The organism is Metabacillus sp. YM-086, assembly GCF_048059995.1.
Classification (GTDB): domain Bacteria; phylum Bacillota; class Bacilli; order Bacillales; family Bacillaceae; genus Metabacillus; species Metabacillus litoralis_B.
The window spans coordinates 1-14,979 of sequence record NZ_JBLUOI010000067.1 but is presented as its reverse complement, the minus strand read 5'-3'; the positions used below and the strand labels follow the sequence as shown (position 1 = coordinate 14,979).

Sequence of the window (14,979 nt, the reverse complement as noted above, 5' to 3'; positions counted from 1 at the left end):
AAACCAACAAGCAAAGGGGATGACTTTGTGGGTCACCCCCTTTAGGATTATAACATAGTCTAAGCTGATTTTCTTGTTAAAAGTGACCCAGCAAGTAAAAAAGTTGGAATTGCTGACATTCCGAGTATCAATAACCAATCTCTCGCAAGTATTGGCAATGTATGGAAAATAGGTTGAAGCGGCGGATAATAAATAACAACCAGCATAAGTAAGATTGATGAAATGACAGCTCCGATTAAGTATAGATTTCCAAAAGGATTACGTTCAAAAATAGACTTTTCACTTCGACAATCAAATACATGAATCAATTGCGCCATTACTAAAGTTGCAAATGCGATAGTTTGTGCGTATGCAAGCTCCTCAGGATTTCTGTAATAAACAATCATAAAGGCTGCTAAGGTTACAATACCTATTAAAAAACCTCGGGATATTACTTTCCAACCTAAGCCTCTAGCAAATACACCTTCTTTAGGGTGTCTCGGCTTACGTCTCATTAAATCACCTTCAGGCTGGTCTAGCCCAAGAGCCATCGCTGGCAGACCATCTGTTACTAAATTTACCCAAAGAATCTGAATTGGGACTAATGGTAAAGGTAGAGCTAAGATCATGGCAAATAGCATAACCAATATTTCACCAACATTTGATGCGAGAAGGTAACGAATAAACTTTCGAATGTTTTCATAGATATTACGGCCTTCTTTTATCGCAGATTTAATTGTGGCAAAGTTATCGTCTACTAAGACAAGTGATGAGGCTTCTTTTGCAACATCTGTTCCTGTAATCCCCATTGATATACCTATATCAGCCGCTTTAATAGCTGGAGCATCGTTTACTCCATCCCCGGTCATCGCAACAATATGTCCTCGATTTTGTAATGCTTTTACAATCTTAAGCTTATGTTCCGGTGACACTCTTGCAAAAACATATACATCATCAACAATGGTTTCAAGCTCTTCAACAGAAAGATTGGATAACTCTTTCCCTTCCATTACTTTCCCATTATGCGGAAGAATGTTTAATTGCATAGCAATTGCTTTTGCAGTTATAACATGATCTCCTGTTATCATTACTGTTTTTATTCCAGCATCACGACATTCTTTAACTGCCTGTTTTACTTCAGGGCGAGGCGGATCAATCATACCCTGTAGACCAATAAACACCAGGTCTTTTTCTGCTTCAAAGCTTGAGTTAATTTTATCAGTTGATTTTAATGGCTTGAAGGCAACAGCAATTGTTCGTAATGCTTGAGAAGCCAGTGACTCAATTGCATTTTTTACCTTCCCTTCATATTTGCTGTTTAAAACCTCTTGCCTTTCATTCCATAAAATATTATTTGAAACACTTAGTAACACATCAGGAGCACCTTTTGTGACAACAAAACGATTACCTGATTTATCCTTAACAACTACACTCATCATCTTTCTAGTAGAGTCAAACGGAAATTCGTCCACAACTTCAAAATTTTTCTGTAAGGTTTCTCGCTTAATACCAGCTTTCATAGCAGACACAACAAGCGCACCATCTGTAGGGTCTCCATCTAAACGATACTGACCCTCGCTTTCAATTATTGACGCACTATTACATAAAGAACCAAATGTTAATATTTGTTGTAGAGTTCTTGTTTTGTTTACATCAACCTGTTGATCATCATATAAAAATTCACCGTGTGGATGATATCCAGTTCCAGTTACATTCCATACCTTATCACCGGACCAGATATGTGTTACAGTCATCTTGTTTTGAGTCATCGTTCCCGTTTTATCGGAACAAATTACAGAGGCACAGCCTAACGTTTCAACAGCTGGCAGCTTTCGAACAATTGACTTTTGTTTGATCATTCGTTGAACCCCAAGAGATAGAGCTACTGTTACTATAGCTGGAAGTCCCTCAGGAATGGCTGCAACTGCTAATGAAACACCTGCTAAAAACATATTATAAAGATCATGTCCCTGTATTACACCAATTCCAACAACTAGAACTGTTAAAGCTAATGCAACAACAATGAGAATTTTTCCTAACTGTTCTAGACGTCGTTGAAGTGGTGTTTCCATTGTTTCTGCATTTTGCAGAAGATCTGCAATTTGTCCCATTGCGGTATTCATACCAGTACCTATAACAACACCAATTCCGGATCCTCTTGTGATAAGAGTCCCCATAAAGACCATATTCGTTAAATCACCTAGTCCAACTTCCTCACCTGCAATAGGTTGAGTTGATTTCTGGACAGGGAGTGATTCTCCTGTTAGGGCAGATTCTTCAACTTCTAAGCTCTTCGTATCTATTAATCTCATGTCAGCGCCAATTCGATCACCACTTGAGAACTTGACAATGTCTCCTGGCACTAACTCCTTCGATAAAATTTTCTCCCACTGCCCATTTCTTAACACATTCACTTGTGGTGCAGATAATTCTTTTAATGCTTCTAATGATCGTTCTGCTTTTCTTTCTTGAAAGAAGCCTAATATGCCGTTGACAACAACAATGGCTATAATGGCAATAGCATCAATATATTCGCCTAACAGTCCAGAAATGAGCGTTGCCGCTAATAAAACAAGAACCATAAAATCTTTAAATTGACTTAAAAATATAATAATAGCTGAAGGTCTATCAGCCTCTTTTAATTCATTTAATCCAAACTTCTGGGTTCGTTTTTGTACCTCCTTACTTGTTAATCCTGAATCTCCGTCCGTATTAATGGAATCCATCACTTCATCTGATCTCATCTCATGCCACTTCATGAATCACCTACACACCCCTTTAAAACAAGAAAATTTTCGAAGTCTTTTGCATTTATTGCAAAGTTCAACTTGTACTTGTCTAGCCTATAAGACAACTTATTCAGCCTCGTCCTAAAACATGCTATAATCATTTAGAAAAGTTATTTAAATTGTAAGGTTTCACTAATTATTTGCTCCGAGATTTAATGGTGGCAAATGATTTAACAGTTTTTTAAGACAAACCGAAGGATAGAACCGAAAATAATTTACTTATACACCTTGTGTGTTTACAAAAAGGAGTTTGTGCCATGTCTTTTGATGGTTTATTTACATATGCAATTACTGAAGAACTAAAGAGTGTATTATTAAACGGAAAGATTACAAAAATCCATCAACCCTATAAATATGATCTTATTTTTCAAGTAAGGTCGGCTGGAAAAAACCATAAACTTTTCCTATCAGCTCACCCTAGTTATGCTCGGATTCATTTAACGAACGAGAACTACGAAAACCCTAGTGAACCCCCAATGTTTTGTATGCTATTGAGAAAGCATTTAGAAGGTGGAGTCATCGAAAAGATTGAACAACCTGAGATGGAAAGAATCATCATTTTTGATATTAGAAGCAGAAATGAGCTCGGTGACATAACCGTAAAACGACTTATGGTTGAAATAATGGGAAGACATAGTAATATCATTCTTGTCGATAAAGATCGCGAAATGATTTTAGATAGTGTAAAACACCTTTCACCAGCAGTTAATCGTCATCGAACGGTGCTACCTGGTCATCCGTATGTATTACCACCTGGCCAAGAAAAAGTAAATCCTCTGGGCGCTGATGAAGATTTACTTCTAAGAAAGTTAGATTTTAATGCTGGAAGAATTGATCAGCAGCTTGTACAAAATTTTGCGGGAATTTCCCCGCTATTCGCCAAAGAGGTCACCTTTCGCGCAGGGTTAGTAAATCGTAAAACACTCCCGAATGCTTTTTTAGATATATTATCGGATGTAAAAGAGCATAAATTTGAACCTACTATATATGAACTAGATAATCGTGAGCAGTTCTATATGATCCGCCTAGCTCATTTAACAGAAGCAAAAACAAAGAGTTTTTCAACGATCTCTGAAACATTGGATCGGTACTATTACGGAAAAGCTGAACGAGATCGAGTGAAACAGCAAGGAAATGACTTAGAGCGATTTATGGTTAACGAGAAGAAAAAGAATGAAAAGAAAATTAAAAAACTGGCCGCCACTCTCGATCAAGCTGAAAAAGCAAGTGAGTTTCAATTATATGGAGAATTGATTACTGCAAATATTTATGCAATTAGCAAAGGTGATAAACAGGCTGAAGTGATAAACTACTATGATGAAGAAAACAATATGATGACCATTCCACTAGATGTTCAAAAAACTCCATCAGAAAATGCTCAGAAGTACTTTTCGAAATATCAAAAGGCTAAGAATTCAGTGGAAGTGGTTCATGAGCAAATTGACATAGCACAACGTGAAATTGACTATTTTGATAGCCTTATTCAACAGATTGAGTCCGCTTCACCCAAAGACATTGAGGAGATTCGTGAGGAGTTAATAGAAGGAGCCTACTTAAAACAAAGACAATCTAAAAATTTAAAAAAGAAGAAATCTCAAAAGCCAGTTCTTGAGCACTACTCTTCTTCAGATGGAACTGAAATCATTGTTGGTAAAAACAATAAACAAAATGAGTATTTAACAAATAAATTTGCTGCCCGTGATGATATCTGGTTACATACCAAAGACATCCCTGGATCACATGTTGTGATCCGAAGCAGTAATCCATCAGAAGAGACAATACTCGAAGCTGCTAATATCGCTGCATACTTTAGCAAGGCTAGGAGCTCAAGCTCTGTCCCTGTTGATTTCACCACCATTCGCCATGTAAAAAAGCCAAGTGGCTCTAAGCCTGGTTATGTAATTTATGATCATCAACAAACTGTTTATGTGACTCCAAACGAAGACTTAGTCTTTCAACTTCGTAAGGGGTAAATATTGAAAGGAGCGTTGAATCTTCAATGCTCTTTTTTCTATGAATTTAGATATGTTTTTTGTGAAATGATACAATTTCAATCTTTATTTTGATAAGATTAAATTTGCAACGCTTTACGAGAGGAAGGGAAATTTTGAGAAAAAATATAGCCTATCTATCGATACTTTCTGGGGCAGCATTATGGGGAATGATAGGGCTTTTTGTTACCTATCTCTATGAAGCGGGATTTACCCCTACCCATGTAGTGGCAATTCGTGCGTTGTCAGCCTCTTCATTTTTGCTCATTTTTATTCTTATTAAAAATAAAAATGCTTTAAAAATTAAAATTTCAGATAGTAAATATTTTATCGGAACAGGAATTATTAGCATCGTTTTTTTTAACTGGTTTTTGTTTCAATGTATGAAGGAAACGTCTATTTCCATAGCTAGTATACTATTGTATACTGCGCCAGCTTTTGTGACGATTTTTTCAAGATTATTCTTTAAAGAAGCTCTTACCCTAAGAAAGATTTCTGCACTTTTGATTACCTTTTTGGGATGTATATTAGTTATTGGACTTTTCCCATCTACAAGTCAATCAGTATCAATCTATGGATTGTTACTCGGTTTAGGCTCTGGCTTTTTCTATGCTTTATATAGCATTTTTGGTAAGTTTGCACTTCAGAAATATTCATCATTAACGGTAACAGTTTATACATTTATCTTTGCAGCACTAGCTATTACGCCGGTAAGCGGGATTTGGGAGACTGGATCTTTACTATTACATTTCGATGTTTGGCTTTCCATTTTAGGCCTTGGCTTATTTTCAACTTTATTCGCTTTCTTACTATATACGAAAGGTCTAGAAACGGTTGAATCAAGTCGTGCTTCCATCATGGCTACTGTTGAACCGGTAGTGGCCTCTCTTGTTGGCTTTTTCGTTTTCAAGGAGATGCTTAGCCTATGGCAATATATCGGTATATTCTTCGTATTGTTAGCAGTAATGATTGTTCAAGAAAAAAAACGTAAACCTACAGAAGATAGCCCCTCTATAGCTAGTGAGGTTATATAAAAAAAATAAAAGGGAATGACTCTTCAAATCGAGTACATTCCCTTTTATTTTCTTTGCTTTTTCTTTAATCGCTGTTCGTAGAGGTGATCAAGATTTTCAATAAACTTGTCATCAAATTGATTGGACAATTCTTCACAAATTTCTTTTGCAAGCTTTGGACTTGCTCCATTAGTGGATACAGATAAGGAGAGTCTCCCTTTTTTCACTGACTTTGGAACAAGAAAATTCCCTTTTTCTACATTGCTCACTACATTTACTAACTGAAACTTGTTAGCATTTTCAGCTACCCACTCATTTACAGAGGGATGATCAGTTGCTGCAATAATGATAAATGCATGCTCCAAATCACTTAGTTCAACTTCCTTTTTTACCCATTTTAAAAGGTTTTGCTCATGAAGATTCTCTATTTCTTTCACAACGTCAGGACTCACAACCGTAATTTCTGCCCCTTCCTCAAGAAATAAAGATAACCTTCTGTACGCAATGTTCCCGCCGCCAACGATTAGAACCAAATGATCCTTTACATCAATGTGAAGTGGGAGCATGTTGTTTTCCTTTATTAAAGGTATACAAACCATCAGTGTTATCTATAGCCTCATGAACACGTTCAACAAATAGATCAAGTAAAATCGGGTGAGGGCCTAAATACGAACAAACCTCAACCTTTCGATCTCCCCAATTATATTGTTTGACAGTATGATCAATTTCCTTTTTTAATAATCCAGTAAATATTAAATAAGGAATGATAAAAAGAGATTGTTCATCTGAATTGAAAACATCTTCAATCATTTGACTAAATCTAGGCTCAGCAGCTGTTAAAAAGCATGTATGAACCTTTTTAACACCTGATTTATCCTGGAGAAAATCTGCAATTTGGTTCAAGTCGTTTACAACATCCATGTCGCTGCTGCCTCTTCCGACAAGGATTGCCGTTGAGGAGCTATTAATCGGTGATTTTTCATTCATTTTATCGACCAGCATGTCCGCTAAACGTAGATCAACACCAATTGGTTTTCCATAGGAAACACGAACTGTTGGAAAAAGTGATGAAACATGCTCAACCTCTTCAGGAATATCACTTTTAGCGTGAGCAGCAGTTAATAAAAGCAAAGGAATCACAGCGATATCTGTAGCACCTTGGCTAACACAATTTTTAAACCCTTCCTCAATAGAGGGCTCGGCCAGCTCCAAAAAACACACTTCCTGGACTTGCGCATTTATTCTTGGTTTAACCTTTGAAATAAATTCAATGGCTTCTTCACGAGCTTTTGGTACTCGACTTCCATGACAAACATATAACACAGCTTGTTTCATAGTAATAGAGCCTCACTTTGTGCATTTTTTGCAATTACTTCTTCATACCAGCTTAATTTTTCCCTTAGAGAAACTACTTCACCTACAATAATCATGCTAGGGTTCGTGATGTTTTCTTGCAACACACGTTGATAAATGTTTTCTAATGTCCCTGTCACCGTGCGTTGAACGTCAGTAGTCCCCCAGTTTATAACTGCAACAGGTGTTTGAGAATGTTTGCCGTACTTCATTAGCTGCTCCTGAATATATGGTAAATTGCTAACTCCCATATAAATAGCTAGCGTATCAATCCCCTTCGCAAGGGACTCCCATTTCGTATCCTCATCAATACCGTCTCTTCGATGACCAGTAACAAAAGCAACACTACCGCTTAACTCACGATGTGTTACTGGAATTCCTGCATATGCTGCTGCTGCAACACCTGAGGTTATCCCTGGTATAATTTCATAGGGGATGTGATGTTTTGCTAAGGCTTCAGCTTCTTCTCCTCCCCGACCGAAAATGAACGGATCGCCACCTTTAAGTCTTGTAACGATTTTTCCACTTTTAGCATATTTAACAAGAAAAGTATTAATCGTTTCTTGTTTCATTGTATGATAGTTAGGTAGCTTCCCACAATAAACAAGCTCACAATTTTCTTTAGCATGTTTTAGAATTTCTTTATTTACTAAACGATCATATAAAATAACATCTGATTTTTGAATACACTTTAATGCCTTAATCGTAAGCAAATCTTCATCACCAGGGCCTGCTCCCACTAAAAAAACCTTCGCCATGGATTCTCCCCCCTTTTCTAGTTGCGTATTGTAAGCTATAAGATGCCACCAAATGAAAGTAATAGCAATTGGAAAGACCAATTGCTATTACTTGGACGACTATTTATTTTCTTGAATAAATCCCTTTTCAACAAGGAAACTTACGATTTGTTTAACAGATTGTTCTATGTCTTGGGTTTCTGTGTCAACAATTATAGCAGGTTTTTCAGGTTCCTCATATGGTGAATCAATACCAGTGAAATGTTTGATTTCATTGTTTCTTGCCTTTTTATATAATCCCTTAGGGTCACGTACTTCACATTCATCTAACGAACACTTAACATATACTTCGAAGAATTCATTTTCAGAAAGGATGTCTTTTACTTGCTGGCGATCTTCTCGGAATGGTGAAATAAACGCTGTTAACACAATTTGCCCGCTATCAACAAACAGCTTCGACACCTCACCAATTCGGCGAATATTTTCTTTACGATCTTCATCAGTAAAACCTAAATCTTTATTTAAACCGTGACGGATATTGTCGCCATCTAACACATAAGTTTGAATATTATTTTCAAACAAGTATCTTGCAAGGGCATTTGCTAGTGTTGATTTACCCGAGCCTGAAAGGCCAGTAAACCACAATACATAGCTTCCGTAATTATTTTTCTTTCTTCTCTCTTCTTTTGTGACAGATGCATCATGCCACACAATGTTATTTACAGCCATTGTTGCTACCTCCTTATGCATTTACCGTTTCTTTCATGCCTCTAATTAAAACTTCTACAACCTCTTTGCGGCTGAATGTGCTAGGAGGTAATTCACCGTTACGAAGCATTTCACGTACTTTTGTACCTGATAAAATAACTCGGTCTTCTTTACCATGTGGACATGTTTTTGAAGAAGCCATACCTTCACATTTTGTGCAATAGAAACTATGCTCAAAGAACATTGGTGTAATTCCTAATTCATCTGCAGTAAAATTAGAAAAGATAAGTTGTGCATCATATGTTCCATAATAATCGCCTACACCAGCATGGTCTCTACCAACAATGAAATGTGTACAACCATAATTTTTACGAACTAAGGCATGGAAAATCGCTTCACGCGGTCCAGCATATCTCATAGCAGCTGGGAATACAGCTAAATGCACACGATCTGAAGGATAATAGTTCTTTAATAAAACCTGATAGCTTTCCATACGAATATGCGCTGGAATATCATCAGATTTTGTTTCCCCTACTAATGGGTTTAAGAATAAACCATCTACAGTCTCTAATGCTGTTTTCTGGATATATTCATGAGCACGGTGAACAGGATTACGTGTTTGGAAGCCTACGATTGTCTTCCAATTTAGTTCTTCGAATTTAGCTCTTGATTCTTTAGGATCAAGATAGAAATCTGCAAATTTCTTTTCAGGGCGATGAACTAATGTTACCTCTCCTCCAACATAAACATTACCACGTTCGAACATTTTCTTAACACCAGGATGTGCAAGATCATCTGTACGATAAACATTAACTGCCTCTTTTTGTTTATCTGGAGTATAGATATCTGCAACCTTAATTGTGCCATATGTAACTTCATCAAGCACAAGGCGAACTTCATCACCAACCGCTAAAGTAGATGCCTTCTCTTCTGATACTGGTAATGTAATAGGGATACTCCATACCACTCCATTTTTCAATTTCATGTTCTCTACTACAGACTCATAATCTTCTTGAGTTAAGAAACCTTCAATTGGGCTGTAACCACCAATTGAAATTAGTTCAAGATCACTTAGAGAGATTGCATCTAGTTCAATTTCTTTCTCAATATGTGATACATCTGTTCCTAGTGATAATTTTTGAATTAATGTTCCTCCATGTGGAAGTAAGCTCATTTTCATTTCCTCCAATTAAAATGTAATAGTACGAAAATTATTTACTGATTGATTCTTCTACTATAGAAATCCAATCAGTTTAATAGGAATAATAGTTATATTCCTCCACCTTCTTCGTGTACAGCACGCTTTTCTTGTTTGCTTGCTTTCATTAAACTGTTTGCGCCAATTGTAGCTAGCAAAAGACTTGCTAATACAAAGATTGTATATAAATCACTTTCTATAAACAACTGCACTAAGAAGTAACTCATCGTTAGTGACACAAGTGGAGAAATTAACCATACCATAAGCATATTTTTTACGATTTTTTGTTGAAAGATGTTTGCCCCAGATTTTGCAATACCAATTCCTAAAATCGATGAGGTCGTAATTTGAGTAAGAGGCACAGGTATTCCAAAGATAGAAGCTACAATGACAAGTGTAGCACCAGTACCAGAAATCAAGACACCTTCAATTTTTGAGAAGCTCGTTATTTTCTTACCGTTTGTCTCTAAAACACGTCTCCCTAAAAGCAGAGCACCTAAAGCAACAAACACTCCTCCAATTAATGTCCCTTTTGAAACAGATAGAATACCAGCACTTACAAGGGGTCCAACAGCATTTGCTACGTTATTCATCCCCGCTGAAAAAGCTTCAAAAAAACCAGCAAATATAAGTAAATATGTGATGACCTTTCCTTCAAAGCTGTACTTTTGAGTCAGCTTAAAGGAATGAAGGATTTTTATAAAAAGAAAGGCAATTGCAAACGCAACGATCGGAACAATAACCCAAAACATAATGATATAGAGTAAGTTATTAACATATAAGGCTTGGTACGCTATACCAACACCAACTACAGATCCCACCGTTACCTCACTTGTAGAAAGAGGTATTCCTAAAAGATTGGATAAGAATAAGGAAAAAGTAGCTGAAAAGAGTATAATAACAACCATTTTTATCGATATAAGCGATGATGGAATAATTCCGGAACTTATTGTTTTGACAACTTCTCCACCGCCAATAACTGCTCCTAATATGACCCCTATCCCACATAATATAAGTGCGTTTCTCGGTCGTAAAATCGCTCCTGAGCCATATGCAACACCCATTGAGGCAGCTGCACCGCTCGCCCCAATGTTCATTGCAAAAAAGAAGCTAATAATGATGGCAATGATTTCTAACATGATTTATATCCTCCTATTGGTGGAGGCCACATTCTGTTTTCATTTGCCCTGACCATCTACCTGATCTTAAATCATTCTCATTAAAGGCAGGCTTTGTACAATGAAAACAACCGATACTTGGATATCCTCTATCATGTAGAGGGTTATAGATTAAGTCATTTTTATGAACGTATCTCCAAACATCCTTCCACGTCCAATGAATAAGTGGGCAAACCTTTACTGAATGAAAGCGTTCGTCCTTATTAATATAATTTACATTCTTTCTTGTTTCAGACTGTTCTCGTCTTAAACCTGAAATCCATGCTGTTGCACCATTTAATGTTTCAGTTAAAGGAGCAATTTTACGGATATTACAGCATTGATTCGGATTTGTTTCCCATAATTTATCACCATATTGCTCAGCTTGTTCTTCAAGTGTTAATTTTGGCTTTTTTAATTCAATATTTAATGATGGATATTTTTCTTTTACCTTATCAATTAATTCGTATGTTTCCTTAAAATGCACATCTGTGTCAAGGAACACAATCTTAGCATCTGGTTTCACTTTAGAAATTAAGTCGATTAGAACGATCCCCTCAATTCCAAAGCTACAAGCATATACGACCTCTTCACCGTAATGGTCATATGCCCAATTTAAAACATTAAGTGCACCTTTATACGTTTCATCAACTTCAAATTGATCAGTTTGTTCAGTCCAGTTTTCATATGTTAACATACGATTCACCTCTTTCTCTCACACTACTCAACTCGGAATTAGAATCCCGCTTATTCACACATTAATACTCGGGATTAAGTGTAAAACCTATTAATATAGTATGAATTATACACCTTATCTGTGATTTGACAATACATTTACTAGATTATTTTTATTAAAATTTTATCTTTCTGATCATATAAAAAGCCTTACCATTACAGTCTCAGCATATTCTTACTTACACCAACTATTATAAATATGCTATTTGATTCAAAATTTTAACACAATTATAACAAATGTCAACCCGAGTTTACTTATCGGATTAATTATTTTTATATTATTATCTTAATTTCTTATAATAAATCATAAAAGCAAAATCATATACATAAACTTGTACTATTTAATAGAATGTGTAAGGAGGATTGTTATGTGGGAGATCGTGGATAATATTTGTTTAGTCTTCATTGGTTTTTATCTATTTTGTCTCAGCATTGCTCATATATTTATGTACAAGCCAAGTAAAGAATTATTGAATCAGTTAAAAGCTGAAAGGCATTCCTTCATTTTTGCTATCCTTGGTATAACAGTATGGAGCTTATTAAAAAAGATAAAACTTCCTGAACGATTCATTTATCCAAGCTACATACTGGTATTTCTAATTATTTCTTTAAGTTCCTTCTTTCTAATGATATCAAAAATTTAAAAGCACCTTTTTACCAATCGCAGCCCTCCACGTTAATGAATGAACTTTATTTGTGCAACGGTAAAAAGACGCTTTATTCCTTACATGTTTTTGTTATACATCAAGCCAGCGTTCAGAAGATGGATCTTCTCTCCACATTTTTAATTTGCTAATGTCCTGCTCTGTTACGTAACCTTCACTTGCAGCAACTTCGACTAGAGTGTCATAGTCACATAACGATTGTGCTTTAATATTTGCCTCTTCCAGTTTTGATTTTCCAAGTGCAAGATCATATGTAAAAATCGCTACGATCCCTAAAACCTCACAGCCCGCTTCACGAAGAGCTTCAACAGCTGTAATGGCACTTCCGCCAGTAGAAATCAAATCTTCTACAACCACTACCTTCTGATTTTGTTTAACTTGTCCTTCAATTTGGTTTCCTTTACCATGTCCCTTCGCCTTACTTCGAACATAGACCATTGGTAAATCCATTTTATCACTTACCCATGCAGCATGAGGGATACCTGCAGTTGCAGTACCTGCGATTACTTCAACTTCAGGGTAATGCTCTTTTATTAAATCGATAAGACCTTCAGCTATTTTAGTACGAATAGAAGGAAATGATAATGTAAGACGATTATCACAGTAAATTGGTGATTTTAATCCACTAGACCATGTGAAGGGATCATTTGGTTGGAGATAAACTGCCTTAATTTCTAATAGGTTTTTTGCAATCGTTTGTTTCATTCCTCTGATTCCTCCCAAGCTTTTTTTACTTTTAGATATGCCTCATATGGATTGTCTTGTTTTGTTATGCTTCTTCCGACAACAATAGCTGTCGAACCTAGACGACGTGCTTGGTCTGGAGTAGCTATTCTAGTTTGATCATCTGTTGAATCTTCCTTCATCCGAATTCCCGGTGTGACCGTCATAAAAGAAGTTCCAAACTTTTCATTTAATTTCTCTACTTCATGAGTAGAACAAACTACTCCATCTAGGCCGCTTTCTTTTGCCATTTGTGCATAATGAAGGACAACATCATTGATATCTTCTTTAATTAATAGCTCTTCTTGTATCATATCTTGAGAAGTACTAGTTAACTGAGTAACTGCAATACACATTGGTCTTGTTTTACCTTCTTGTGTTCCTGCTTCAAGTCCTTCAATAGCTGCTTCCATCATTTTCTTTCCGCCTGCAGCATGTACATTGACTATGTCCACATCAAGCTTAGCTAACCCACGCATTGCTTGTTTAACTGTATTTGGAATGTCGTGAAGCTTTAGATCTAGGAAGATATTGTGCCCAAGCTTTTTAAGATAGGATATAATATCAGGACCTTCCTGATAAAATAATTCCATTCCAACCTTTACAAATAACTGTTCTTGTTGAAAGTGCTGTAAAAATTCGTGTACCTCTTGCTGATCTTTAAAATCAAGAGCTATAATAAGCGGTCTTTGCATCAGCCTTCCAACTCCTTCCGATACATTCCGTAACATGTTCAAAACCAAGTTCATTTAACCTTGCTGGCAACTGCTCGATAATTTCCGGGCATACAAATGGATTAACAAAATTAGCAGTACCAACAGCAACAGCACTTGCCCCTGCATATAAGAATTCAATCACATCATCAACGTTTTGCACGCCACCCATGCCAATGATCGGAATCGAAACAGCTTGACTTACTTCATAAATCATACGTATAGCTACTGGTTTAATCGCTGGGCCTGATAAACCACCAGTTTTATTTGCAATAACTGGCTTACCTGTTTTAAGGTCAAGTCTCATTCCGATTAAGGTGTTAATCATTGTTAAACCATCTGCACCTGCATCTTCAATAGCTTTTGCCATTTCAACGATGTTCGCAACGTTAGGTGATAATTTGACATAAACAGGTACAGCTGATACATGTTTCACCGCTTTTGTTAATTGTGCTGCAACTTCAGGAATTGTTCCAAATGCAATGCCACCTGTTTTTACATTAGGGCATGAAATATTTAATTCTAGAGCATGTACATTGTTTGCCTGACTGATCTTTTCTGCAACATATACATAATCCTCAATTTGAGAGCCTGCTACATTTGCGATAATCGGAACATCATACTGCTCAAGCCATGCAAGCTCTTCTGAAATGACTTTATGAACACCGGGGTTTTGTAGGCCAATTGCATTTAACATGCCTGCTTCTGTCTCAGCAACACGAGGAGTAGGGTTACCAAAGCGAGGCTCCTGTGTACTTGCCTTGATCATTATTGAACCAAGCTGACTTAAATCATAAAACTTACTATATTCTCTCCCAAAGCCAAAGCATCCTGATGCGGGCATGATAGGATTTTTAAGTGATAAACCAGGTAAGTTGATGTCTAGCATGTTATAATACCACCTCTCCAGCCTTAAACACAGGCCCATCACTACATACTTTTTTGTAACTTGTTCCAGTTGGGTCATCACCAGTATGACACACACATGCGAAACAAGCTCCGACTCCACAGCCCATTCTTTCTTCTAATGATAGAAACAAAGGTTTATGTCCATGAAGCTTTTCTAGTGCTCTTAACATTGGTGTTGGACCACAAGTAAACATTGTATCGAACTGAAGGTCATGATCTTTAATGGCATCTGTTACAAATCCCTTGTATCCGTAAGACCCATCGTCGGTTGTTATGATCGTTGTTCCTAGTTTAGAAAACTCTTCTTCT

13 protein-coding genes and 1 pseudogene are annotated in these 14,979 nt (G+C 36.6%); 2 read left to right on the top strand and 12 right to left on the bottom strand.

The genetic code is table 11. From position 1 onward, the window contains the following. Nucleotides 1-59 precede the first annotated feature (59 nt). A complete protein-coding gene (locus ACEWK1_RS21570; RefSeq protein ID WP_121661359.1) occupies nt 60-2,738 on the bottom strand; it encodes a calcium-translocating P-type ATPase, SERCA-type in 2,679 nt (892 codons plus the stop codon). 287 nt (nt 2,739-3,025) lie between these two features. Between ACEWK1_RS21570 and ACEWK1_RS21565 the strand changes: the two genes are divergently transcribed. Both ACEWK1_RS21565 and ACEWK1_RS21560 read left to right on the top strand, forming a co-directional pair. Then, nucleotides 3,026-4,741 (top strand): Rqc2 family fibronectin-binding protein, encoded by a 1,716-nt coding sequence (locus ACEWK1_RS21565; RefSeq protein ID WP_121661358.1) that lies wholly within the window; start codon nt 3,026-3,028, stop codon nt 4,739-4,741. A gap of 134 nt (nt 4,742-4,875) precedes the next feature. Further along, nucleotides 4,876-5,793, top strand: a complete 918-nt coding sequence (locus ACEWK1_RS21560; RefSeq protein ID WP_121661357.1) for a DMT family transporter — start codon at nt 4,876-4,878, stop codon at nt 5,791-5,793. Nucleotides 5,794-5,837: 44 nt separating this feature from the next. On the opposite strand, the gene ACEWK1_RS21555 is transcribed toward ACEWK1_RS21560, so the two are convergent. The 11 genes and pseudogenes from ACEWK1_RS21555 to ACEWK1_RS21505 all read right to left on the bottom strand — a co-directional run. Continuing rightward, complete coding sequence (locus ACEWK1_RS21555; RefSeq protein WP_162987287.1) at nt 5,838-6,338, bottom strand: precorrin-2 dehydrogenase/sirohydrochlorin ferrochelatase family protein; 501 nt, start codon at nt 6,336-6,338, stop codon at nt 5,838-5,840. Then, a complete protein-coding gene (locus tag ACEWK1_RS21550; protein WP_121661355.1) occupies nt 6,319-7,107 on the bottom strand; it encodes a sirohydrochlorin chelatase in 789 nt (262 codons plus the stop codon). The genes ACEWK1_RS21555 and ACEWK1_RS21550 overlap by 20 nt, the downstream gene beginning before the upstream one ends. After that, entirely contained in the window at nt 7,104-7,883 is a 780-nt protein-coding gene (gene cobA / locus ACEWK1_RS21545; RefSeq protein WP_212134479.1) for a uroporphyrinogen-III C-methyltransferase, read from the bottom strand. The genes ACEWK1_RS21550 and cobA overlap by 4 nt, the downstream gene beginning before the upstream one ends. Nucleotides 7,884-7,982: 99 nt before the next feature. After that, complete coding sequence (cysC, locus tag ACEWK1_RS21540) at nt 7,983-8,591, bottom strand: adenylyl-sulfate kinase (RefSeq protein WP_212134477.1); 609 nt, start codon at nt 8,589-8,591, stop codon at nt 7,983-7,985. A 13-nt stretch (nt 8,592-8,604) separates the two neighbouring features. Further along, nucleotides 8,605-9,744 (bottom strand): sulfate adenylyltransferase, encoded by a 1,140-nt coding sequence (gene sat / locus ACEWK1_RS21535; RefSeq protein ID WP_121661352.1) that lies wholly within the window; start codon nt 9,742-9,744, stop codon nt 8,605-8,607. 95 nt (nt 9,745-9,839) lie between these two features. Continuing rightward, the gene (locus tag ACEWK1_RS21530; protein WP_121661351.1) at nt 9,840-10,907 is read right to left on the bottom strand and encodes an inorganic phosphate transporter; all 1,068 of its coding nucleotides are present in this window, start codon (nt 10,905-10,907) and stop codon (nt 9,840-9,842) included. 13 nt (nt 10,908-10,920) lie between these two features. Beyond that, on the bottom strand, nt 10,921-11,622 hold the full coding sequence (locus ACEWK1_RS21525) for a phosphoadenylyl-sulfate reductase (RefSeq protein ID WP_121661350.1): 702 nt from the start codon (nt 11,620-11,622) through the stop codon (nt 10,921-10,923). Between the two features lie 775 nt (nt 11,623-12,397). Continuing rightward, a complete protein-coding gene (gene pyrE, locus ACEWK1_RS21520; protein ID WP_212134475.1) occupies nt 12,398-13,030 on the bottom strand; it encodes an orotate phosphoribosyltransferase in 633 nt (210 codons plus the stop codon). Continuing rightward, nucleotides 13,027-13,743: an orotidine-5'-phosphate decarboxylase gene (gene pyrF, locus ACEWK1_RS21515; protein ID WP_212134473.1), complete on the bottom strand. Its 717-nt coding sequence runs from the start codon at nt 13,741-13,743 to the stop codon at nt 13,027-13,029. Before pyrF ends, pyrE begins: the two co-directional genes overlap by 4 nt. After that, nucleotides 13,715-14,650 (bottom strand): dihydroorotate dehydrogenase, encoded by a 936-nt coding sequence (locus tag ACEWK1_RS21510; protein WP_212134471.1) that lies wholly within the window; start codon nt 14,648-14,650, stop codon nt 13,715-13,717. Before ACEWK1_RS21510 ends, pyrF begins: the two co-directional genes overlap by 29 nt. A gap of 1 nt (nt 14,651) precedes the next feature. Then, a pseudogene (locus tag ACEWK1_RS21505) lies at nt 14,652-14,979 on the bottom strand (NAD-dependent dihydroorotate dehydrogenase B electron transfer subunit); the annotation flags it as partial.